Origin of the sequence: Ornithinimicrobium murale (assembly GCF_003352835.1) — a bacterium.
In the GTDB taxonomy this organism is placed as follows: Bacteria; Actinomycetota; Actinomycetes; order Actinomycetales; family Dermatophilaceae; genus Ornithinicoccus; species Ornithinicoccus muralis.
In genome coordinates this window covers 29825-50215 of the sequence record NZ_QLVD01000018.1, presented here as the reverse complement: position 1 = coordinate 50215, position 20391 = coordinate 29825, and the positions used below count along the sequence as shown (strand labels likewise).

Annotated in this window: 23 protein-coding genes; 10 read left to right on the top strand and 13 right to left on the bottom strand. The window is 69.6% G+C overall.

Annotation, left to right across the window (positions count from 1 at the left end; all coding sequences use genetic code 11):
• The first annotated feature begins 38 nt into the window (after positions 1-38).
• Positions 39-1037, top strand: a complete 999-nt coding sequence (locus DPQ65_RS06340) for a phosphotransferase enzyme family protein (protein ID WP_114906546.1) — start codon at positions 39-41, stop codon at positions 1035-1037.
• Between the two features lie 87 nt (positions 1038-1124).
• Here DPQ65_RS06340 and DPQ65_RS06335 read toward each other — a convergent pair whose 3' ends face one another.
• Both DPQ65_RS06335 and sigJ read right to left on the bottom strand, forming a co-directional pair.
• Entirely contained in the window at positions 1125-2315 is a 1191-nt protein-coding gene (locus DPQ65_RS06335; RefSeq protein WP_114906545.1) for a TerC/Alx family metal homeostasis membrane protein, read from the bottom strand.
• A gap of 72 nt (positions 2316-2387) precedes the next feature.
• A complete protein-coding gene (gene sigJ, locus DPQ65_RS06330) occupies positions 2388-3365 on the bottom strand; it encodes an RNA polymerase sigma factor SigJ (protein ID WP_238146717.1) in 978 nt (325 codons plus the stop codon).
• A gap of 132 nt (positions 3366-3497) precedes the next feature.
• Between sigJ and DPQ65_RS06325 the strand changes: the two genes are divergently transcribed.
• The gene (locus DPQ65_RS06325; RefSeq protein ID WP_114906544.1) at positions 3498-3884 is read left to right on the top strand and encodes a DoxX family protein; all 387 of its coding nucleotides are present in this window, start codon (positions 3498-3500) and stop codon (positions 3882-3884) included.
• A 44-nt stretch (positions 3885-3928) separates the two neighbouring features.
• Here DPQ65_RS06325 and DPQ65_RS06320 read toward each other — a convergent pair whose 3' ends face one another.
• On the bottom strand, positions 3929-4936 hold the full coding sequence (locus tag DPQ65_RS06320) for an MsnO8 family LLM class oxidoreductase (RefSeq protein ID WP_114906543.1): 1008 nt from the start codon (positions 4934-4936) through the stop codon (positions 3929-3931).
• Between the two features lie 91 nt (positions 4937-5027).
• Between DPQ65_RS06320 and DPQ65_RS06315 the strand changes: the two genes are divergently transcribed.
• A complete protein-coding gene (locus DPQ65_RS06315) occupies positions 5028-5702 on the top strand; it encodes a maleylpyruvate isomerase family mycothiol-dependent enzyme (protein ID WP_114906542.1) in 675 nt (224 codons plus the stop codon).
• 16 nt (positions 5703-5718) lie between these two features.
• Here DPQ65_RS06315 and DPQ65_RS06310 read toward each other — a convergent pair whose 3' ends face one another.
• Positions 5719-6276: a DinB family protein gene (locus DPQ65_RS06310; protein ID WP_114906541.1), complete on the bottom strand. Its 558-nt coding sequence runs from the start codon at positions 6274-6276 to the stop codon at positions 5719-5721.
• A 119-nt stretch (positions 6277-6395) separates the two neighbouring features.
• On the opposite strand from DPQ65_RS06310, the gene DPQ65_RS06305 reads away from it, so the two are divergent.
• The 3 genes from DPQ65_RS06305 to DPQ65_RS06295 all read left to right on the top strand — a co-directional run bounded on the left by DPQ65_RS06305 (position 6396) and on the right by DPQ65_RS06295 (position 8638).
• On the top strand, positions 6396-6821 hold the full coding sequence (locus tag DPQ65_RS06305) for an ArsR/SmtB family transcription factor (protein ID WP_114906540.1): 426 nt from the start codon (positions 6396-6398) through the stop codon (positions 6819-6821).
• Positions 6818-7732, top strand: coding sequence for a cation diffusion facilitator family transporter (locus DPQ65_RS06300; protein ID WP_114906539.1), 915 nt, complete (start codon positions 6818-6820; stop codon positions 7730-7732). Before DPQ65_RS06305 ends, DPQ65_RS06300 begins: the two co-directional genes overlap by 4 nt.
• A gap of 138 nt (positions 7733-7870) precedes the next feature.
• Entirely contained in the window at positions 7871-8638 is a 768-nt protein-coding gene (locus tag DPQ65_RS06295) for a thioesterase family protein (protein WP_114906538.1), read from the top strand.
• A 70-nt stretch (positions 8639-8708) separates the two neighbouring features.
• Here DPQ65_RS06295 and DPQ65_RS06290 read toward each other — a convergent pair whose 3' ends face one another.
• The 4 genes from DPQ65_RS06290 to DPQ65_RS06275 form a co-directional block, all read right to left on the bottom strand.
• Positions 8709-9536: a PhzF family phenazine biosynthesis protein gene (locus DPQ65_RS06290; RefSeq protein WP_114906537.1), complete on the bottom strand. Its 828-nt coding sequence runs from the start codon at positions 9534-9536 to the stop codon at positions 8709-8711.
• 26 nt (positions 9537-9562) lie between these two features.
• A complete protein-coding gene (locus tag DPQ65_RS06285; protein ID WP_162802055.1) occupies positions 9563-10129 on the bottom strand; it encodes a signal peptidase I in 567 nt (188 codons plus the stop codon).
• On the bottom strand, positions 10126-11058 hold the full coding sequence (locus tag DPQ65_RS06280) for a hypothetical protein (protein WP_162802054.1): 933 nt from the start codon (positions 11056-11058) through the stop codon (positions 10126-10128). The genes DPQ65_RS06285 and DPQ65_RS06280 overlap by 4 nt, the downstream gene beginning before the upstream one ends.
• 68 nt (positions 11059-11126) lie before the next feature.
• The gene (locus DPQ65_RS06275; protein ID WP_114906534.1) at positions 11127-11654 is read right to left on the bottom strand and encodes an alternate-type signal peptide domain-containing protein; all 528 of its coding nucleotides are present in this window, start codon (positions 11652-11654) and stop codon (positions 11127-11129) included.
• 254 nt (positions 11655-11908) lie between these two features.
• On the opposite strand from DPQ65_RS06275, the gene DPQ65_RS06270 reads away from it, so the two are divergent.
• Positions 11909-12784 (top strand): GNAT family N-acetyltransferase, encoded by an 876-nt coding sequence (locus tag DPQ65_RS06270; protein ID WP_114906533.1) that lies wholly within the window; start codon positions 11909-11911, stop codon positions 12782-12784.
• Between the two features lie 86 nt (positions 12785-12870).
• Here DPQ65_RS06270 and DPQ65_RS06265 read toward each other — a convergent pair whose 3' ends face one another.
• Complete coding sequence (locus DPQ65_RS06265) at positions 12871-13503, bottom strand: response regulator transcription factor (RefSeq protein ID WP_202863031.1); 633 nt, start codon at positions 13501-13503, stop codon at positions 12871-12873.
• 16 nt (positions 13504-13519) lie between these two features.
• Entirely contained in the window at positions 13520-14758 is a 1239-nt protein-coding gene (locus tag DPQ65_RS15545; protein ID WP_162802053.1) for a sensor histidine kinase, read from the bottom strand.
• Between the two features lie 108 nt (positions 14759-14866).
• Between DPQ65_RS15545 and DPQ65_RS15540 the strand changes: the two genes are divergently transcribed.
• Positions 14867-15823, top strand: coding sequence for a hypothetical protein (locus tag DPQ65_RS15540; protein WP_162802052.1), 957 nt, complete (start codon positions 14867-14869; stop codon positions 15821-15823).
• Between the two features lie 7 nt (positions 15824-15830).
• Here the strand turns inward: DPQ65_RS15540 and DPQ65_RS06250 are convergent, their stop codons facing one another.
• Entirely contained in the window at positions 15831-16451 is a 621-nt protein-coding gene (locus tag DPQ65_RS06250; protein WP_114906530.1) for a LysE family translocator, read from the bottom strand.
• 129 nt (positions 16452-16580) lie between these two features.
• Between DPQ65_RS06250 and DPQ65_RS06245 the strand changes: the two genes are divergently transcribed.
• Together DPQ65_RS06245 and DPQ65_RS06240 are read left to right on the top strand one after the other, a co-directional pair.
• On the top strand, positions 16581-17528 hold the full coding sequence (locus tag DPQ65_RS06245) for a LysR family transcriptional regulator (protein WP_114906529.1): 948 nt from the start codon (positions 16581-16583) through the stop codon (positions 17526-17528).
• Positions 17529-17786: 258 nt separating this feature from the next.
• A complete protein-coding gene (locus DPQ65_RS06240; protein ID WP_114906528.1) occupies positions 17787-18728 on the top strand; it encodes an NAD(P)-dependent oxidoreductase in 942 nt (313 codons plus the stop codon).
• A gap of 104 nt (positions 18729-18832) precedes the next feature.
• On the opposite strand, the gene DPQ65_RS16455 is transcribed toward DPQ65_RS06240, so the two are convergent.
• A complete protein-coding gene (locus DPQ65_RS16455) occupies positions 18833-19048 on the bottom strand; it encodes a dihydrodipicolinate synthase family protein (protein ID WP_114906527.1) in 216 nt (71 codons plus the stop codon).
• 82 nt (positions 19049-19130) lie between these two features.
• On the bottom strand, positions 19131-20300 hold the full coding sequence (locus DPQ65_RS06230; RefSeq protein ID WP_162802051.1) for an ABC transporter ATP-binding protein: 1170 nt from the start codon (positions 20298-20300) through the stop codon (positions 19131-19133).
• Positions 20301-20391 lie beyond the last annotated feature (91 nt).

Below are 20391 nucleotides of genomic sequence, written 5' to 3'. Positions count from 1 at the left end.
AGTGCCTCGATGACGACACACCCCCATCTGGTGTCCCGATGACGACCACTCACACCTACGACCAGCTCACCGACGCCCAACAGGCAGAGGCGCTGCGCCCGGTCGCGGTGGCCGCCGCTCGATCCTTCGGTCTCGAGGCGCACAGGCTGGAGATGCACCTGCACGCCTACAACACAACCTTTGCCCTCGAGACGGTGACTGGCGAGCGGTTCGCGCTCCGGGTCAACACCAACTCCACGAGCCCCCGGGACGAGATCGCCACCCAACAGGCCTGGCAGCTTGCCCTCGCCGAGCAGACTCCGGTGCGGGTCCCGGTCCCACGGACGACCACGGATGGCCAGTGGTGCGCCGCCGTCGAGTCCGACGCCCTGGGCCGGGAGTTGTTGGTGACCTGCGCCTCCTGGCTGGAGGGACCAGACGTCGGCACCGCCTCCCCCGAGGTGGCCCATGAGCTGGGCCGGACGATGGCCCAGCTGCACCTTCAGGCGCAGTCCTGGCAGCTGCCGGAGGGAGGGGGACTGCCCCTCCTGGACACTCCGCTGTTCGGTGCCCCAGACCGGCTCAGCGGCGCTGACCTCGAGGCGGGGCAGCGGGAGGTGCTTGACCGGGCTCGGGCGATCGGCGTGGTGGCCTTTGCTCATGCGTTCGAGAATGTGCCGGTCCGGGCGCTTCACGCCGACCTGCACGGCGGCAATCTCAAGTGGCACGACGGCCGCCTCGCGGTCTTTGACTTCGACGACTGCGGCCTGGGGGTGCCCGCGCTGGACCTGGCCATCAGCACCTTCTACCTGCGCGGCGCACCCGGCGTCGAGGAGTCTCTGCGCGACGGCTATGCATCGATTGCGCCGCTCCCCGACATCGCGCCGGAACACTTCGAGGCCCTGCTCGCCTCCCGGCAGCTGCTCCTGGCCAACGACATCGTCAAGAGCACGACGGCGCAGTTCCGGGAGCTGGCCCGGACGTATCTGCCCACCGCTGTGGACCGGCTCAGTCGTTGGCTCGAGACGGGCCGCTTCACGCGCGAGGTGTCCACCTGACGTGAGTGGGCACGCACAGTCCACCTGATCGTGGGCGGGCACGCACGGTCCGCAGGATGGTGAGTCGTCCCCGAGCAGCCCGCCGCCTCACCGCTGATCCGGCGTCTCGGACTCGTGTTGCCGCTGGGCCTCCTCGAGGAGCTCCATGAGCTCCCGCTCGTTGCGGATGTGTGCACGCTGTTTCTCGGGCAGGGACCTGATCGTGGCGATCTCCTCCTCCAGCGCCTGATAGCTCTTCTCCCGCGCCTCGGGGTCGCCCCAGTAGCCGATGTCGAGATACTGCGTGGCGTGGCGGCGGGCGTTGCCGATGGCGTTCTTGGCGCGACCGGCGGGGCTGAGGAGGGAGGCGGCGATCGTGACCACCAGGACACCGATGATGACGACCAGCGACAAACCTGTGCTGACCTCCACGACCGGGACGTGCTCGCCGTCGTTGATGAACGGCAGGGCGTTTTCGGCGAGCGCGTGCAGGATGAGCTTGACACCGATGAAGCCCAGGATGGCCGCCAGCCCGAAGGACAGGTAGATCAGTCGGTCGAGCAGGCCGTCGATCAGGAAGTAGAGCTGACGCAGCCCCAGCAGGGAGAAGGCAGTCGCCGTGAACACGATGTAGGTGCTCTGGGTGAGGCCGAAGATCGCCGGGATCGAGTCGATGGCGAACAGGATGTCCGTGCCGCCGATCGCCAGCATCACGACCATCATCGGCGTCATCACCCGGGCGCCGTTCTCGACGCTGAACAGCCGGTCCCCGTCATAGCCCTCGCTGGTGGGCACCACCTTGCGGACGAACCGCACGACGAAGTTCTCCCGGTCCGCGTTGCTGTCCTCCGGTTTCAGCATGTGACCCGCGGTGATCAGCAGGATCAGCCCGAAGAGGTAGAACACCCAGGCGAAGCGCTCGATCGCGGCGGCACCGATGAAGATGAACACGGTGCGGGAGATCAGGGCGAAGACGATGCCGAACAGCAGGACCTTCTGCTGGTTGGCCCGGGGCACCGCGAAGCTGCCCATGATGATGAGGAAGACAAACAGGTTGTCGACCGACAGGGCCTTCTCGGTGACGTAGCCGGCGAAGTACTCCGTCCCCGCCTCACCCCCACCGAAGACCCAGACCCCGACGCCGAACAGCAGCGCGATCCCGACATAGCCGGCCGACCAGATCGCCGACTCGCGCAGCGTCGGGATGTGCGCCTTGCGCACGTGGAAGAAGAAGTCGTAGGCGAGCAGGCCGATGATCCCCACCAGCGTGACGATCCAGACCGTTGTGGTGGCCTGCATCAGCGGGAAACGGCACTCGAGGGGAGGGCTCTCACCCCTCGAATCTAATGGCCCCGCCGCCGGGAAGCGATGTCAGCCCCTGCCGGCACGGCGCTGGCGGTTGCGCTCTGCCACGACGGCGCGAAGGTCCCCGGTCGGGCCCAGGTGCGCGAGCTTGTCGGGGTTGGTGACCGAATGGATCGCCCGGATCCGGCCGTCTCGGATGTCCAGCGTCCAGGTGCCCACGATCCGCCCTCCAGCGTCCCGCAGGATCGCTCCGGGATAGCCGTTGAGCTCCCGAGGCTCCAACACTGCGCCGGAGGCCAAAAGCGGGGGCACGGTCGCGACCAGGATGCGGGCGGCTCGCTCGGGCCCGAAGGACCCGCCCTGACCGCCGCCCTTGCCTCCACCGTCGTTGAGGGTCTCGACGTCCGCCGCCAGCAGCCCCTGGAGACGATCGAGGTCACCCTCGCGGAGGGCGTCGAAGAAGCGGTCCGCGAGGTCCACCCGCTTGCGACGGTCGACCTCGAAACGTGGGCGGCCGTCCTGCATGTGGCGCCGCGCTCGGGACGCCAGTTGGCGGACGGCGGGCTCGGACCGCTCGACGATCTCCGCGACGTCAGCAATCCCATAGTCGAACACCTCCCGGAGCACGAAGACCGCCCGCTCGAGCGGGCTGAGCCGCTCGAGCAGCAGGAGGGCAGCCAGCGACACCGAGTCGGCGAGCTCCGCGGAGTCCGCGGGCTCGGCATACGGCTGGGTGTGCAGGGTGTCGGTGGGCAACGGCTCGGGGAACCAGGGACCGACATAGGCCTCCCGCCGCACCCGCGCCGAGCGCAGCACGTCGATCGAGATCCGCGAGACGACTGTTGCCAGGTAGGCCTTCAGCGATCGTGGCTCGACGTCCGTGGCCGCATAGCGCAGCCACGTCTCCTGCACCGCGTCCTCGGCCTCGCTCACGCTACCCAGGAGTCGATAGGAGATCGAGAACAACAGGGGTCGAAGCTCCTCGAACTTCTCGGCGTCCATCAGTCGCGCCGTGCTCTCGTCTCGGAAGGTCGTCTCAGCCATGACCCTGGGACGAATGCGGCCCCCGATCTGTGACATCGCGGGCCGGCTGGTGCGGGGATGTCACAGAGGGCGGGCCTGCTTCGTCCCAGACTCGAGGCACCGGACGGGTGGCTCACGGAAAGGAGAGATCTCATGAATATCGCCCTGTGGGTTGTGGCTGGACTCCTCGCGACCGGCTACTTCGCCGGAGGCGTCGCGATGTTGATCCTGCCCAGACAACGTTACCGCGCGCTGCACCGGAGCCAGGAGTTCGTGGACCTCTTCCCCACGCCCTTCCTCAAGGGTCTCGGCATGGTGAAGGTCCTCGGCGCCGTGGGACTCGTCCTTCCGGCGGCACTGGATATCGCCCCCGGCCTGGTGCCCTGGGCGGCCCTGGGATTCGTGCTGCTCATGACGGGCGCGACGACCGTGCGCATCGTGCGACGGGAGTGGCCCAATGTCGTCGGCGACCTGGTGTTCTTCACCCTCGCCGCCTTCGTGGCCTGGGGACGTTTCGTGGCCGAGCCCTTCGTCGGTTAGGACCCGCAGAGGGGGCCGGCTGGCGGTGTGGTGGCCGCCGCCGGTCAGTGGGTCACCTGCAGCTCAGCGAGAGCCGCATCGGAGTCGGCGAGGGCCTGCCGGTCGTATGTCGAGGCGAAGGCGACCACTTCGTCGGCACCTGTGCGGCGCACCAGTTCGGTGAGCTGTTGGGCGACCTCCGAGGCGGTGCCGTGCACCGACTGGGCGACGTGGTCCTCGACCTGGGACAGCTGGCGCTCGGTGGGACGGTCGAGGCCGTGGGGACTCAGGGGCGGGAAGGCACCCGTCGTGCGGGCCGTGACCATCGCCCACGCCTCAGGGAGCATCAGCTCGCGGGCACGCTCAGTGGTCTCGGCGATCATGACGTCGGCACTGACGATGAGGTGCGGTTCCGGGCAGGTTCGGCTGGGTCGGAAGCGATCCCGGTACTCGTCCAGCGGGGCCAGATCACCGCGCAGCACCGGCCCACCCACGACCACCGGGAGCCCACGCTCGGCTGCGACAGCGAGCCCGGATCCGGTGGCTAGCACCAGGATCGGAGGTGCCTGAACTCCGGCCGGCATCGCCGTGACCGGGCCCTCGTCGGCCAGGAACTCCTCGAGTTGCCTGAGGTCGCGGGCGAAGTCCCCGGGCGTGTGCCTCAACACTCCGAGGGCCTCCCGCACCGGTGCGGTGAAGCCCAGGGACCGCCCGATGCCCAGGTCAATCCGGCCCGGGTGCAGCGCCTCCAGCATGCGTGCCTGCTCGGCGACGATGAGCGGCCGGTGGTTCGGCAGCATTACCCCCGCGGAGCCGATCCGGATCCGCCTGGTCCGCGCGGCGACGGCGGCCATCAACAAGGGCGGACTGCCGCTGGCGATCCCGGGCACGGCATGGTGCTCGGCCACCCAGAAGCGGTGGAGTCCCAGTTCGTCGGCCCGCTCAGCCCGCTCGACTGTGTCGCGCAGGGCGGCGCCGGGCGACTCGCCCTGGCGGGTGCGCGAGCGGTCCAGCAGGGAGAGCGGGACCGTCCCGGTCGATCGGGCCTGCGGAGGTCGGGTGGCAGTGGTCATGGTGTCTCTGACCGTACGCTGATGCCGTCAGTCGATGACTCCTCCTCCTGAGGGCGGTCCACCCTGCCATCGACACGAGGAAAGGCACCCAATGACCGCCAGACCACACCCCCGCGACCACGACCCCACGCTCAGCACCTCGGCACTGTGGTCAGCTATCCACACAGAGCGGGCGGCGCTGGCCAGCGACCTGGCAGACATCTCTGCGGAGGAGTGGAGCACTCCGTCGCTGTGCGCCGAGTGGACGGTCGAGGAGGTGGTGGCACACCTGACTGCTGCCGCGAGCACAGCCCGCCTGGCGTGGGTCCGCAGCATCGTCGCCGCACGGTTCCGCCCGGCAGTGCACAACCAACGACGCCTGGTCGAGCACCTCGGGACCTCACCGACTCAGACGTTAGAGCGGTTCCAGGCTGTCGTCACCAGCACCGTGGCGCCCTCTGGCCATACCGCGGCGTGGCTCGGGGAGGTCATCGTGCACGGCGAGGACGTCCGTCGCCCGCTCGGCATCGTGCGCACACCGCCGACTCGCACCACAGCGGCGGTCGCACACTTCTTCGCGCGGCAGGACTTCGCGGTCAACAGCCGCAGCGCCGTCAAGGGGCTTCGCCTCGAGGCGAGCGACGGGCCCTTCGCAGTCGGCACTGGACCGCTCGTCACCGGGTCCACTCTCGCCCTGGTGCTCGCCATGGCCGGGCGAGCCTCGGCATACGAAGAGCTCACTGGGCCGGGCGTCGCCGAACTGGTCGAGCGCGCACAACCCGCCTGAGCCTGTCAGCTCAGGGTCACTGCCCGACCCGCCCGTCCACACACTCCCTGAGCAGGTCCGCATGGCCGGCGTGGCGGGCGTACTCATCGATGCGGTGAACATGCAACTCCCGCACCGCGATGCGGGAGTCCCCGACCCGCTCCCCCAGGTCAGGCAGGGCCGTGAGGGCGTCATCGGTCGCCGCCTGCTCACGCTCCAGGTCGGCGTAGGCCGCGTCCACCACCCCCTGGTCCGCCACGGCCCCGTCGAAGTCGGCGTCGTGTGGGCCATAGAGCTTCTCGAGCGGCGGCCCACCGAGCCAGGTGCGCCAGTCGCGCTCGGTCTCGGCGAGGTGTCTGAGCAGCCCCAACAGGGACATGGTTGAGGGTGGAACGCTGCGACGGGCCAGCTGCTCAGGGTCCAGGCCTTCGCACTTCATCAACAACGTCAGGCGATAGTCCCGCAGGGTGTCCAGCAGGGTCTCGAGCTCTCCGTCCGGGCTGACTCCGTCGGTGTTGCGGGGGTCATCGGCGGGGTCGACCCACATGTCCGGGTAGACGGTGGCTGGCGTCCAACGCAAGGGAACATCACTCATCGCTCCATCGTCGGCGGCGTGCTGGGTGATCGCCAGTGAGTTCTCGCCACGGGAAGGTCTTCCCCTGCCCAGCAGCGGTTGCTGGTTCGCTCGACGCCACAACCGGCTATGATCGCCTCATGGCGATAGCATCGCGGGACATCGAACCCGACTCAGCCACCCCAGCGGCGGGTGACCTCGCTGTCGCGTCGGCCCTGTTCCACGGGCTCTCCGATCCCTCCCGCCTCGCGATCCTCCAGCACCTGAGACTCGGCGAGCATCGCGTGCGCGACCTGACCGACCACCTCGGCCTGGCGCAATCAACAGTGAGCGCACACCTGGCCTGTCTCCGCGACTGCGGGCTGGTGACCTCCCGCCCACAGGGACGCGCCTCGATGTTCTCGCTGACCAGTGCACCAGAGCTGTTGACCTTGCTGTCGGCTGCGGAAGGCGTGCTCGCGACGGCGGGGAACCGCGTTGCCCTGTGCCCGAACTTCGGTGTCGACGCAGCCACCCGTGCGCGGCCCGACAACCCGCGAGCGCACCCGGGACCCGAGACGTCATGACCACCAGTCACCACCACGGGCAGGTGACCACCCACCGAGGGCGCCTGGCCATCGCCTTCGGGATCACCGCCACGATCCTGGTGGCCGAGGTCATCGGCGCCCTGTGGACCGGCAGCCTCGCCCTCCTGGTCGATGCGGCCCACATGCTGACCGACACCGCGGGGCTGCTCATGGCCCTCGTCGCCTCGACGCTGGTGCTGCGGCCGGCCACGCCGGAGCGCACCTGGGGGTTCCGGCGTGCCGAGGTCCTCGCCGCCGGGGCACAGGCCACCGTGTTGCTCGCGGTCGGCGCCTACGCCTTCATCGAGGGCGTCCGTCGGCTCAACGACCCACCGGAGATCAGCTCGACGGGGCTGCTGATCTTCGGCGTCGTCGGGCTCGCGGGCAACCTTGTCTCGATGTGGGTGCTCAGCGCGGGGCGCAGTGCCAACCTCAACCTGCGAGCGGCGTTCCTCGAGGTCGTCAACGACGCACTGGGCTCCGTCGCGGTGATTGTCAGTGCTCTCGTGATCACCACGACCGGATGGACTGGGGCCGACGCCGTCGCCGGCATGGTCATCGCCGCGTTGATCGTGCCGCGAGCCTTCCTGGTGCTGCGCGAGGCAGGCAGCATCCTGCTGGAGTCCACTCCCAAGGGCCTGGACCTGGCCGAGGTGCGCACGCACATCCTGGGCCTCCCCCACGTCCAGGAGGTGCATGATCTGCACGCCTCCACGATCGCGACCGGCCTGCCCGTGCTCTCTGCCCACGTGGTCCTCGACGACGCGTGCTTCCAGGACGGTCACGCCGCCGAGATGCTCGGCCAGCTCCAGGAGTGCGTCGCTGCGCACTTCGAGGTCAGCGTCGAGCACTCCACCTTCCAGCTCGAGCCGCCCGGTCACGCGGCCAGGGAGCGCTCAGCCCACTCCTGACCCAGGACCCATCCAACCCCGTGATGGCCCTCCACCCGCGGAGGCGACCACAGGGAGCAACCCGGCCCACGGCATACTGCCCGAACAGCAGCCCGAACCACGTGCCGGCGGGCACCAGCACGCGAAGGAGTCCCCTCCATGGCCTATTTCGAGCAGATCGGTCCCACGAGTTTCCGTGCGACCGAGCACGTCAGCGGCGCGTGGGAGACCACCGAACAGCACATCGCACCCGCTCTGGGCCTGCTGGCACACAGGGTGGAGGTCGACCGGGACAGCCGACGGGATGACGGACTGGTCATCGGCCGGCTCTCCTACGACATCCTGGGCACCCTGCCGGTCGACGCGGTCGAGTGCACGGTGAGGGTCCTGCGCCCCGGGCGGACGATCGAGCTGGTCGAGGCGCGCCTGAGCCACGGGGAGCGCGACGGGGTCATCATGCGGGCGTGGCTGATGCGGCCCGGCGACACCACGGCCCTGGGCGGGACACCGCTGCCCGCGATCCCCGCACCCGAGGCCATGGCCGCATGGGACCCGACGACGGTCTGGCCCGGCGGCTTCATCGCCAGCGCTGAGGTGCGTCGGGAGCAGCTCGAGCCGGGACGCGCCGCCTTCTGGGTGCGCTCCGACCAGGAGCTGCTGAGTGGCGTCCCGGTCAGTGGACTGGCACGCGCGGTGCGGCTGCTCGACATCGCCAACGGCATGACCGTCCGCGCCCACCCCACGGAGGTCGCCTTCCCCAACCTCGACCTCACCGCCCACTTCTTCGCCCAGCCCCAGGGCGACTGGGTCGGTTTCGACACCTCGGTGAGCTTCGGTGCCGGCGGAGTGGGGCTGACCAGCAGCGTCCTGCACGACCGGACGGGACCGATCGGCACGATGGCGCAGGTGCTCACCGTCCGCGCGTGAGGCGACGACCTCCGGCAGCGCGGCGGCGCACCGGACCTGAGAGGCAGATGTTGGTATGCCGAAGCTCACCTCAGAGGGCGACCTCACCGCTGATCAGGACGTCGGCTGCTCCGCCGACCCACACCTGACCGTCCGCGAGCCGTAGGTCGACCCGGCCGTTCCGGCCGAGGGCGGTCCCCTGACGCACGGTGAAGGCCTCGGGCGCCAGACCCGCGCCGATCAACCAGACGCCGAAGCCGGCGTTGAGGCTGCCGGTCACCGGGTCCTCGTTGACCCCCAGCCCGGGCACGAATGCCCGCACCTCGTAGTCGGCCGGCCCTCCCCGTGCGTGTGGCCCGATCACTCCGAGGTCGAGGCCACCGAGAGCGCTGAAGTCCGGCTCCAGCGCCAGCACCGCCTCGGCCGAGTCGAGCACGACGCCCACCCACCCGGGACCGTTGTCGATCCACTGGGCGTGACTGATCTGGTCGGGGCGGATCCGCAGGGCGGCCACGATCTGGTGCAGGTCGTCCTCGCCCACCTCACCGGAGCGAAGAAAGTCGGGGGCGGCGAAGGCCAGGTGCGCGTCGGCATGCCGGATGGGGATCAGTCCCGCCCCGCACTGCTGGACGACCACGCCCTCCTGCGCCGGCTGACCACCCGCTGCGAGCCAGGCGCGGGCGCTGCCGAGCGTCGGGTGGCCGGCGAACGGAAGCTCCTGGCTGACCGTGAAGATCCGGACGCGGTAGTCGGCCCCCGGCTCCGTGGGCGGCAGCAGGAAGGTGGTCTCCGAGAGGTTGGTCCAGTTCGCGAAACGCGCGAGCTGGTCGTCGGTGAGCCCTTCCGCGTCGTGGACCACGGCCAGCGGGTTGCCGCGGCAGGACTCCTGAGCGAAGACGTCGACCTGGGAGAAGCGCATGCCCCCAGTCTGCCGGAGGCCCCCGGTCAGGTGTCGACGTCTGCGGGCGCGGCGGCTGGCGGATGACCCTGACGTCGCGCACGGACAGCCCGCACGACCCGTGTCGCGGCATAGGCGAACAGCAGGCCGGCCACGGCGATGACCCCGTGCTTCTTCTGCTCCACGTTCAGCACGGTGGACAGGTGCCCGGCGTAGGGGATGTGGTAGCGCACCAGCCCCCGGGCCTGCTCTGCGGCAACAGGATCGGGGTCGTTCGCCCCGTTGGCGTCACCCTTGGTGACCAGGACCGTGCTGCCGTCGGCCCGGCCCCCGATGCTCACCACGCGGTGCGTGACCAGGGTCGGGTCCTGCGGGCGCGGCATAAAGGTCACCACGTCACCGACGGCCACCTCGGCCAGGTCACCCTCGCCCTGGAGCCGCTCCACGACCACGAGGCTTCCGGTCGGGATGGTCGGCTCCATCGACCCCGACAGGACGGTCAGCGGGACCCAGCCGGTCAGTCGCGGGATGAGCACCATGACCGTGAGCAGGCAGCCGACCAGCAGGAGGAGGCCCCACACGAAGATGACGGTGAGACGCTTGAGCAGGGTCACAGGGGGCCCGTGGCCGAGTTGCACCTGACGAGCAGGCCGGTTCCGAGGAGATTGAGACTCGTCACGTTGACCGTGAAGGTCGCAACCACGGGCGTTGCCGGGTCCGCCGCCGAGTAGCCGACGATGCGCACGTCATAGGAGCCGAGGCTGAGGAGATCCGCGGTGGACAGCCTGGCGGAGCGAGCGCTCCCGGAGATGCCGGACACGACGCCCTGCCAGGCGTCCGGGCCGACCCGCTTCTGGATCGCCCACGTCGCCACGGCGGGGGTCTGCTGAGCGACGGTGCCCGTGGTGTCCGGCCACGCCCACGAGAGCGTGGCCGACCCCACCAGCAATGGCTCCCGGCACACGTTCGCGAGCTCCAGGGTGTCCCCAGGATGGGTCGGCCTGGGGAAGGGGACCCGGTGCTGGGTGCCGACCGTGGCACTGGAGCTCCACGTCGGCACGCCGACGGCCGTCTGTGTCAGCGCACTGCTGACCTGCACCGTCACTCCGGCGTACTGCCGCAGGAAGGCCGCCCCGGAGCCCGGCGCGGTCGTCTGGACGCAGAGCTCCTGACGCTCCCCCGGACCGACCGGGGAGGTGCCGATGCCCGCACCACCGGCACACTCGGCATACGAGACCGCAACCTGGCCCGCCAGGCCGTTGTCCCAGCCGACGGGTGCGACGCTCGGGGTCGCGGACACGGACCCCTGGAGGCTGGCCGAGGTGTTCTGGACCTCGATCCTCGAGGCGCCGGGCAGGGTCGGCTCGGCACTGACCAGGCGCGCGCTGAGGCCGATGTTGTCGCTGCTCACGGCGCCCAGGGACCGGGTCTTGCCATCGCTCCAGAGGGCGTGGGTGCCGCCGCTGGGCGCCAGGAGGAGAGCGGCGAGCAGAGCGACCACGACCGTCAGGGGGATGCCGACGGCTCGCCTTCCGCGGTTCACGGTGCCCTCCTTCTCAGTCGCGGTGGTGGCCAGAGGAGGCCGGTCCGCGCGGATCGGCCTCCACAGGGTCACAGCGTGGGGTCGACCTGCTGGAGGTTCAGGGTGAGGTCGCTGAGCGGCAGGACCTGCGCCTGACTGGTGTTGTCGGAGCTGACCGGAAGGCTGACCTCGACGCTCACCGCGACCGGCACACCCGAGTCCGCGGCATCCAGGAACGTCTCGCCGGCCGGCAGGTTGGCCACGACGCTCCAGTGCGCCTGCTCGCCCTGCGGGAGGCTCCCGGTCAGGGTGGCCACCAGGTTGTCGCCGATGATCGTCGGGACGACGGTGGTGCTGAAGGTGACGGTGTCACCCGGGACCATGCGGAAGGTCGCGGGGTCGATGGCGGTGGCGCCGTCGGTCCAGGTGCCGGCGGCGACCTCCAGGGAGAGCTCCCCGTCGGTGATCGTGCCGGTGGCGGTGGTCTCCTCGGCGTTCCAGAGGGCGAAGGTCCCACCGGCACCGGCGAGGAGGACGACGCCCAGGCCGGCGGCGATGAGCGCCTTGGTGGCCGAGCCGGTGGAGGACGTGCTGGTGGAGGTCGGGGTGCTGCGCATGGGGTGGCTCCTTGGGTTCTGGGTCTGGGCGCGCGGCCTCACGCATCGAGATCCCGAAGTCCCCGCCGAAGGTGCGCTCACTGGTCGGTCAGAACGAGGGCTCTTTTACGCCTCCTTGACCTAATCGAGGGTTTAGCGTGACTTTCGTTTCATTGCAAGTGCAACTAGTTCCTAGTCATGTGGGTGCGCTCTGCGGATCCGTCTCGCTGTCTAAATGGGGTGCGCGCGAAGGTCCGGCGTGGTGCGATCGCTCCATGACGATGACGCTGCGGACACCCGAGGTCGACGAGCTGGACGACCTCCTGGGGACGTTGGCCGCCTGGCAGTTCGACGGTGCGCCCTTCCAGCTGCACCCGGGGGACGTGGGGTGGTTCTGGCGACACGGCGCGGAAGCCACTGCCGCCGCGCTGCGCACCTGGAGCCGTGACGACCAGGTGCTCGCCATCGGGTTGCTGGATGAGCCCGACCTGCTGCGCCTGGCCATCGACCCGGACCTCCACAGCGACGCCGAGCTGGCCCGGCAGGTGATCACGGACATCGCGGATCCGGATCGCGGAGTGCTGGGTCCGGGCACAGTCGACCTGGAGATCGCGCGGGGGGTGCACCTGCACGAGGTGCTCGACCAGGCCGGTTGGAGCCGGGTCGACCCCTGGCCCGTGATGCGGCACGATCTCTCCTCGGTGGAGGAGCACGGGCTGCGCATCGAGGTCATCAAGGACGACCGCGCCCACGTGTGGGCGCACGTTCATGGTGCTGCCTGGGGCGGGAGTCCCAGCGACGAGGAGGCGATCCTGGGCCGCTGGCGGCAACTGGCCTCCGGACCGGCCTTCGCCGACGCGCGGTGCCTGGTTGGCTTCGACCAGGAGGACCGACCGGTGGGCACGGTCACCGTGTGGTCCGCCGGGCCCGGTCGCCACGGCATCATCGAGCCGATGGGCGTCAGCCCGGACCACCGCGGCCAGGGCCATGGCCGCGCCCTGAACCTCGCCGCCGCGAGCGCACTGCGTGAGCTGGGGAGCTCTGCGGCCTTCGTGGCCACGCCCGGCTCCAATGTCGGGGCAGTGGCGACGTACCACGCAGCGGGGTTCACCACCCTCTACGAGCGTCTGGACCGTGAGCGAGAGTCCTGACAGCGCCGGGTTGACCTGACCGCGCGCCGGGTTGACCTGACCGCGCGCCGGGTCGACGTGACCGCGCGACCGGTCGACCTGACGGATCAGTCGCCGCCGACGAACCCGGACTCGAAGGCGGCGATGACGGCCTGCGTGCGGTCGCGGGCGTCGAGCTTGGTCAGCAGCGAGCGCACATGGGTCTTGACCGTCTCCTGTCCCAGGAAGAGCTCGCCCGCGATCTCGGCGTTGCTGCGACCGCGGGCCAGCAGCCGCAGCACCTGGGCCTCCCGGGTCGAGAGGTCAGGCAGCACCCGCGAGGGTCGCGCCGTCCGACGCACCAGGTCCCGGATCGCGTCCGGGAACAGCAGGCCGTCCGCAGCTGCGACGGTGCGCACGGCGTGCACGAGCTGGTCGGCGCCGGCACGCTTCAGCAGGAAGCCGTGAGCGCCCGCCTCCAGGGCCTCCAGCACGTAGGAGTCGTGCTCAAAGGTCGTCACCACCAGCACCCGCGGCGGGTCGGGCGCCCGCACCAGGCGGCGGGTCGCCTCGATGCCGTCCAACCCGGGCATCCGCACGTCCATCACCACCACGTCGGGCGCCAGCTGTCGTGTCCGACTCACGGCCTCGGCACCGTTCGCGGCCTCCGCCACCACGTCCAGGTCCGGCTCGGCCCCGAGGATTGCGGCGAACCCGGAGCGGACCATCGCGTCGTCGTCGACGACGAGCACCGTGGTCACCGCCTGGCCTCCGTGGTCATCGGGAGGACCTCGCCGGCAGCGTGGCCTCCAGCCGCCACCACGCCTGCCCGTCCAGACTGACCGGCCCGGCGGCGAGGCTCCCGCCCGCCAGCGCCAGGCGCTCGCGCATCCCGACCAGGCCGTGGCCGCCCGAGCGTGCCGTCGCCGCGCTCCGGACGGGGTTCTCCAGCAGGATCATGATCTGCCCATTCTCCACCCGAACCTGACCGCGCCCCTCGCCGGTCCCGTGCCGGTGCAGGTTGGTCAGGGCCTCCTGCACCACGCGGTATGCCGTGTGCGCGGCCCCCTCGTCAACCTCACCCGAGGCCTCCTGGCAGCTGATCGTCCCCTGCCCTCGAGGCCCTAGGTCGCCGAGCAGGGCGATGACCGACCCGAGGCCGGGCAGGGCCTGGACGGCGTCGGGGGCCCTCCGCCCATCCTCAGCCGCGCTCGGCGGCGGGTCGGCACCGCGGCGGAGCGAGCCGAGCACCCCGTCGAGCTCGCTCACCGCCGACCGTGTGGTTTCGGCGATCTGCTCCAGTGCTCGCTGGGCAAAGGCTGGATCGTGGGCCGCGACCCGCGACCCCGCCTCGGCCTGCACCCCGATCGCCGTCAGCGCGTGCCCGATCGAGTCATGCAGCTCCCGGGCCAGCTCGTGCGAGCGCAGCAGGCGGGCGTGCTCCTCCTCGGCCCGCAGCAGCCTGTCGGTGGAGGTGGGCCCCAGCACCCGTGGGGCCAGCCATCGCAGGAGGGCGACCAGGGCGACCTGGCCGAAGATCCCCACGAGCACCAGCCCCAGGCCCATCGCTCCCAGGCCGATGCCGGGGACGGACCTGAGCAGCTCGGGCAGTGACCCGGCGACTCCGTCGTCGACGGCCGCCACCAGCATCCAGAGCCCCTGCGGCACGCACCAGAGCAGCGCCAGCAGCGAGGCGCCGCCCAGCAGGATGACGAGCACGGCCCACAGCAGTCCGCGCCGACGCGACTCCCACGACGACTGGTCGGCCGGCGCAGCCAGCGGCACCTCGAGCAGGGTGCTCGCCAGCCCCACCTCCGCGGCGCGGACCGGTGAGGCGAGCAGGAGTGCGGCGACGATGACCCCCGCAAGCACGACCAGGGCTGCCATCACCAGACGCACCGGTCCTTGCGTGTTCACGATGGTCATGCTGAAGCCGAAGGTCAGCCACGCCACCAGGGCTGCGCAGGCACCGCCCACGAGCAGGTGCAGCAGCCCCTTCGTCCAGCGCCCGATCATGCCCGTCAGTCTGTCAGTCGGCCGTCCCCTGCTCCTCCCCCTTCCGAGGGACCAGGAACCCCCGTGTGCGGGAGGTGCGACACGGCATACCGGCTGGACCGTGGAGTCATGGAACAGACACGGACACCACACCCAGCCAACGACACCCGCTCCCCCGGTGGCCTTCCCGACCGTCCTGCTCTGCCACCGGTCGGCAGGCCCCGGCGCGCGCTGGCTGGGTTCGCCGCCCTGGCGACGCTGCCCTACCTGGCCCTCAAGGTGGCCTGGCTCTCCGGGTCGCGGACCGGGCTGAACGACCCGGAGTTCGGGCGCAGCACCGCCATGCAGATCCTCAACTCCCTCACCCTGGCCCTGGACGTCGTGGCGCTGGTGCTCGCGGTCGTCTTCCTCACCCGCCGCGGGCTCCGCGCGCCGGCGTGGCTCGTGCTGCCGCCGATGTGGATCGGCGCGGGCCTGCTCGGTCAGATCCTGGTGTCGCTGCCACTGGCCCTGGTCGTCCAGGCCGTGGCGCCGTCCCAGCCGCCGACCGAGGAGCTCCCGCCCCTGGACGCCTGGGTGTATCCCGTGGTCTATGCCGGGTTCGCTGGCCTGGGCATCGGCCTGCTGGGGGCCTTTGCGATCTACGCCCACCAGCGCTGGGGAGGGCAGCAGCTGCCGGCCCTCACCCCGTTCGCCCGTCGGGTGCTGGTCGGGGTCGCGACTCTCATCGTGGTCTCGATGGTCGGGCACATGACCCTCCGCACGCTGCCGCTGGGCACCCGCCTGCTCGACCTGGCGGTGGCCTGCACCGCTGCGGCGGCACTCCTGGCGCTCCAGCATCCCGACCTGCGTGGACGCGCAGCCCGGGCGGTCGTCGTGGTCGCCTTCATCGGGACGGGGGCACTGGCCGCGTGGGGCACGTACCTCTTCGTCATCACCGTGATCCCCAACGAGCTGGTCGGGCAGACCGCGATCGACTGGCAGGTGGCCGGCGTCTCCGCCGGGCGCGCCCTGGCCGGCATGGCGGGAGCCGGGGCCCTGGCTGCCCGCCTGTCACGACGGCCGGCCCGCCTCTCGCGACGATGAGTGTGGCCTACGCGATGGCCCCGTGCGCGAGCCCCTCATAGACAGCCAGCGCCCCCATGCCGGCGAGCACCAACCCCGACACCACCTCGAACGACGGGCCGGTGAGCACGCGACCGACCCTCCCGCGACCGGCGACCGAGGCCAGCAGCGCCAACCAGAGGCCCACGCTTCCCGCCGCGATCGCCGGGACGACCACGGCCGAGCTGAGCGTCAGGTCATCGGGCAGGACCCGCGGGAAGGCCGCGAGGAAGATCAGGCCCGTCTTCGGGTTGGTCAGGCTGCTGGCGAGCCCGACGACCGCCGGGCGCCTGGGCGGTGTCAGCGGTGCCCCAACGGCGTGGTGGCGCAGCCCGTTGCGCAGGGCAGCCAGCCCCAGCGCCAGGATGAGGACACCGCCCACGGCGGTGACCGCGGGGAGCAGCTGCGGCCAGCGGTCCAGCGCCAGCCGCAGCCCCGTCAGGGCAAAGAGCGACCACACCACGATCCCCGTGGCGGCACCGGCTGCGTAGCGGAATCCCGCCACGGTCGACCGGGCACCGCAGCGCAGCGTGAGCAGGGTGTCCGGACCGGGCGTGAGAGCCAGGATTAGACTGACCGAGATCAGCCCGCCCAGCAGAGGCCAGGTCATGATGCTCGCGGCGTGGAGTGCCGCACGATCAGCAGGGAGTGGTGCACCTCTCCAGAGTGCGGCCGCGGACCGTCAGCCCACAAGCACCAATCACCGCACAATTGTTCGTCTGTCACATATGATTGGGTGATGATCGATGTGCAGCGGCTGCGGGTCTGGCAGGCCGTGGTCGCCAGCGGTTCCATCCACGCCGCCGCCCGGCACCTGGGCTACACCCCCTCGACCGTCAGCCAGCACGTCAAACTTCTCCAGCGGGAGACCCGCCTGGTCCTGACGACGCGCGTGGGTCGGGGGCTCCAGCCGACCGCTGCCGGCCTGCGGCTGGCGGAGGAGGGCGGTGAGGTCATCGCCTCCCTGGGCCGGCTGGACCACGTCGTGGCCGACCTGCGCGACGGGCACACCGAGCACCTGAGCATCGCCTGCTTCGCTTCGGTCGCGCAGGCGTGGGTGCCGGAGATCGCCGACCGACTGCGGCGCGAGCTGCCGGGGGTGACGCTCGAGGTGAGCATCAGCGAGCCGCACGGCGGCCGGGGCAGACGTCCTCCCGATCTGGACGTGCGCTCTGAGCTCGTCGAGCCAGCTATCGGCACGCCTCCTGTCAGCCCGTCACGGACCGAACGCCCGCCGAACAGCGCGGCGCCCGAGGGGTTGATCCGCCACGACCTCGGGATGGACCCCTACGTCGTGCTACTGCCTGACGGCCACCCCCTGGCACAGTCCGGACAGGTGCGGCTCGCCGAGCTGGCCGAAGAGACCTGGATCGACAACGTCGTGTATGACAGCCCGACGTTGCGCATCCTCACCGATGCGTGTCAGGCGGCCGGTTTCCAACCACGCTTTGCCGCTCGGTGCGACGACCACCAGGCAGCGATCGGGCTGGTGGCCGCGCGCCTCGGCGTCACGGCCCTGCCGGCCCTGGCCGCCCGGCGGGTGCCCGACGGGATCGTCGCGCGGCCCCTCACTGACCCGACTCCACGACGACGGATCATCGCGCTCCAGCGCCGGCTGACCGCACACACCGACGCCGCGGCCCTCACCCTCGCCACCCTGCGGGAGCTCTCCGGGAGCACGGCCTAGCCCGAGCGCCACGTGCGGCTGCTGACTGGCCTGCGCCTCGGCATACAGCCCTCGGGGCCACCGTCCGGCGTGCGGCACTGCCCCCGCCAGGCTGCCGGACACCCTGTGGCTGCGAGGTCCCACCGGGTCCATAGCGCCGGAGAGTGGCTGGTGCCGGCACTGCTTCGTCCTCATCGACCAGGTCCCCACCGAGGGGCTGGTCCACAGGCCCGCCTCCCCGCGCTCAATAACATCTACATATGTGAAATACTGACACCTATGAAGATCCTACTTCCAGACAGTATCGAGCTGAACCTCGCTCTGCCCGCGGACGTCACACCCGTCCGATATGCCTGCATCCGGCAGTTGCCGGACGAGCACTGGAACGCGGAGTTCCTTGTGGCGTGGGGCAACACCAGGCATCAACTGCAGGACTTCGCTCGGGACCTCACGCAGCTTCGCTGGGTTCAGGCGCTTGCCGCAGGTCCCGACGCAGTCCTCCAAGCAGGATTTCGACCTGGAGTCATCGTCACGAGCGGTAGAGGCTTGCACGATGTCACAGTGGCCGAGCATGCTCTTGCCTTGACGTTGGCCGCAACTCGTCGAATTAACGAGATGGTCCGCGCACAGATCGGTCGTCGATGGCCGGCTGAGCTCGGGGGGCGGAGTCAGGCGAACCGAGTAGATGAAGTCCTATCGCTGCGTGGCGCGAAGGTCACGATCTGGGGCTTTGGAGGCATCGCTACTACGCTCGCTCCTCATCTTGAAGCACTTGGTGCAGAAGTAACCGGAGTAGCACGGTCGGCCGGCACACGTGCCGGCTACCGCGTGGTCACCTCGGACGAACTGCCGCATCTCCTCCCAATCACAGATGTGCTCATCATGATTCTCCCAGGTATAGAGGAGACGAAGATGGCACTCAACGCGAAGACCCTGTGCCTGTTGCCGAGCAGATCCTTGGTCGTCAACGTTGGGCGTGGGACGACCGTGGACGAAGAGGCGCTAGCCTCTGCTTTACAGCAGGGGCATATCGCGGGCGCAGCGCTCGACGTGTTCCACGCCGAGCCACTCCCCCAGGGTTCCCAGCTATGGGATCTGCCGAACGTCATCATTTCGCCCCACGCCGCAGGAGGCAGGCCGGTGGATGCGCCGGCCCTCATCGAAGCGAACCTCAATGCACTCCTGAGGGGAGAACCACTTCGGAACGTGGTTACTGCCTGACAGCCACAGAAGGCAAAATCTGCTCGGAACGCGGGTGCGCTGGCCGCCCACATTGAGGTGCGCCACCGCAGGCTGCATCACGTCGACTATCCCGTTCCCGTCCTTTAGCCTGATGACGTTGTCGAGGCGGCGAGCCGACACAGGGTTTCAGTAGGCAATTCTCTGCCACCGCGTTGATAGATGATGAGATCGAGTCCCTGGCCAGCAACTGCCACAATAGCAGCGTAGTAGTCGAACAGCGTCTCGTCACAGTGCGGGCTGAGGTACGGCGGAAACACGAGTGCGTCGTCCGCACCACCCTCGAGCACTACGCGCGTCATATCGCACGCCGCTGGGAGACCCCTGGAGCACCAGGGCAGGCCTCCCACGCGTCCCTATCCTCCCCTTGACAAGATACGACAGTCAGGGATTCAGTACCAACATCGACTCCACTGGCACATGGATCCACGCCTCACTACCTTCGCGGAAGCCCGACCCCCGGGGCGCGGTCACGGTCGCACCGCACCTCTCGTCGCCGAACATGATGTCCAGGAGCACTTCCATGTAGGACCCCATGAACATCTTGTGTTTGACGGCACAGCGCCAGACGTTCGCTGTATCACCCGGCTCGTCATAGCTGAGCAGTGCGCGCTCTGGGCGGAAAGCGGCAACGACCTCCGAACCGACAGCCAAACTGGCGCTAGCTGTGCCGCTTATTGGTCCAAGTGCCGTCTGAAGGGTTACAACCCCTGAAGCGTTGATGCCGGACACGCTCCCAGAAATCTCAGAGATCGTGCCCATAAAGTTGGCGACATACCTGGATGCCGGCGCGTCATACAGCTCTTGGGGTCGGCCCGTCTGCTCGATGCGACCGTGGTCCATCACCACCAGCACCTCCGCCAGTGCACCGGCCTCCACCTGGTCGTGCGTCACGTACAAGCCCGCGAAGCCGAACGTGGACTGAAGCGCAACGATCTCGTTTCTGACCTGCTCACGCACTTTGGCGTCGACGTTTGAGAGCGGCTCGTCGAATAGGACGACACCGACATCGGCAACGATCGCACGCGCCAGCGCCACGCGCTGCTGTTGTCCACCGGAGAGCTGGGATGGGTGTCGCTGCTCGTAGCCGGACAGGCCGACCGCCTCGAGCACATGCAGAACCTTGCCTCGAATGCGGTCCTTAGGCGTCCGCCGCGACCTCAGTGGGAAGGCAACGTTCTCGAACACCGTCATATGGGGCCACAGTGCATACGACTGGAAGACCATGCTCAGCTGCCGGCGCTCGGGCGGGATCCAGGTCTTGCGGGAAGCGGAGTAGACAAGCGTTCCATCGATCTCAATGTCGCCACCCTGGGGCTGCTCAAGGCCCGCGATAGAACGAAGCAGTGTCGTCTTGCCACAGCCGCTGGGGCCCAGGAGAACGGCCATCTGACCAGCCTTGATGTCGAGGGAGACGCCATCGAGTGCCACGACCTCACCACCACGCTGACTGCTGTAAGTCTTGCGGACGTCCCGAGCGCGTATGCGTACCGCTTGTTCCCTCTCTACTTCGGCTCCCGTAACCTCCTCATGGACCTGGATCTGCCTGTTCATCAGCACCATCACCTTTCAGAACGGGCCTACCGAGGCCGGCAGGCGTGACTGCGGCAAGCGACGTCACCTGCCACGCTTCGGCGCAGACCAG

Bases quoted from the DNA above. Each gene is read 5' to 3' on its own strand.
- DPQ65_RS06310 (WP_114906541.1), bottom strand. From the start codon at position 6,276: ATGAGTGATGTTCCCTTGCGTTGGACGCCAGCCACCGTCTACCCGGAC.
- DPQ65_RS15545 (WP_162802053.1), bottom strand. From the start codon at position 14,758: ATGATCGGGCGCTGGACGAAGGGGCTGCTGCACCTGCTCGTGGGCGGT.
- DPQ65_RS06240 (WP_114906528.1), top strand. From the start codon at position 17,787: ATGAAGATCCTACTTCCAGACAGTATCGAGCTGAACCTCGCTCTGCCC.
- DPQ65_RS06305 (WP_114906540.1), top strand. From the start codon at position 6,396: ATGGCGATAGCATCGCGGGACATCGAACCCGACTCAGCCACCCCAGCG.
- DPQ65_RS15540 (WP_162802052.1), top strand. From the start codon at position 14,867: ATGGAACAGACACGGACACCACACCCAGCCAACGACACCCGCTCCCCC.
- DPQ65_RS06325 (WP_114906544.1), top strand. From the start codon at position 3,498: ATGAATATCGCCCTGTGGGTTGTGGCTGGACTCCTCGCGACCGGCTAC.
- DPQ65_RS06315 (WP_114906542.1), top strand. From the start codon at position 5,028: ATGACCGCCAGACCACACCCCCGCGACCACGACCCCACGCTCAGCACC.
- DPQ65_RS06230 (WP_162802051.1), bottom strand. From the start codon at position 20,300: ATGAACAGGCAGATCCAGGTCCATGAGGAGGTTACGGGAGCCGAAGTA.
- DPQ65_RS06245 (WP_114906529.1), top strand. From the start codon at position 16,581: ATGATCGATGTGCAGCGGCTGCGGGTCTGGCAGGCCGTGGTCGCCAGC.
- DPQ65_RS06295 (WP_114906538.1), top strand. From the start codon at position 7,871: ATGGCCTATTTCGAGCAGATCGGTCCCACGAGTTTCCGTGCGACCGAG.
- DPQ65_RS06300 (WP_114906539.1), top strand. From the start codon at position 6,818: ATGACCACCAGTCACCACCACGGGCAGGTGACCACCCACCGAGGGCGC.
- DPQ65_RS06275 (WP_114906534.1), bottom strand. From the start codon at position 11,654: ATGCGCAGCACCCCGACCTCCACCAGCACGTCCTCCACCGGCTCGGCC.
- DPQ65_RS06290 (WP_114906537.1), bottom strand. From the start codon at position 9,536: ATGCGCTTCTCCCAGGTCGACGTCTTCGCTCAGGAGTCCTGCCGCGGC.
- DPQ65_RS06340 (WP_114906546.1), top strand. From the start codon at position 39: ATGACGACCACTCACACCTACGACCAGCTCACCGACGCCCAACAGGCA.
- DPQ65_RS06320 (WP_114906543.1), bottom strand. From the start codon at position 4,936: ATGACCACTGCCACCCGACCTCCGCAGGCCCGATCGACCGGGACGGTC.
- DPQ65_RS16455 (WP_114906527.1), bottom strand. From the start codon at position 19,048: ATGACGCGCGTAGTGCTCGAGGGTGGTGCGGACGACGCACTCGTGTTT.
- DPQ65_RS06270 (WP_114906533.1), top strand. From the start codon at position 11,909: ATGACGATGACGCTGCGGACACCCGAGGTCGACGAGCTGGACGACCTC.
- DPQ65_RS06335 (WP_114906545.1), bottom strand. From the start codon at position 2,315: ATGCAGGCCACCACAACGGTCTGGATCGTCACGCTGGTGGGGATCATC.
- sigJ (WP_238146717.1), bottom strand. From the start codon at position 3,365: ATGGCTGAGACGACCTTCCGAGACGAGAGCACGGCGCGACTGATGGAC.
- DPQ65_RS06250 (WP_114906530.1), bottom strand. From the start codon at position 16,451: ATGACCTGGCCTCTGCTGGGCGGGCTGATCTCGGTCAGTCTAATCCTG.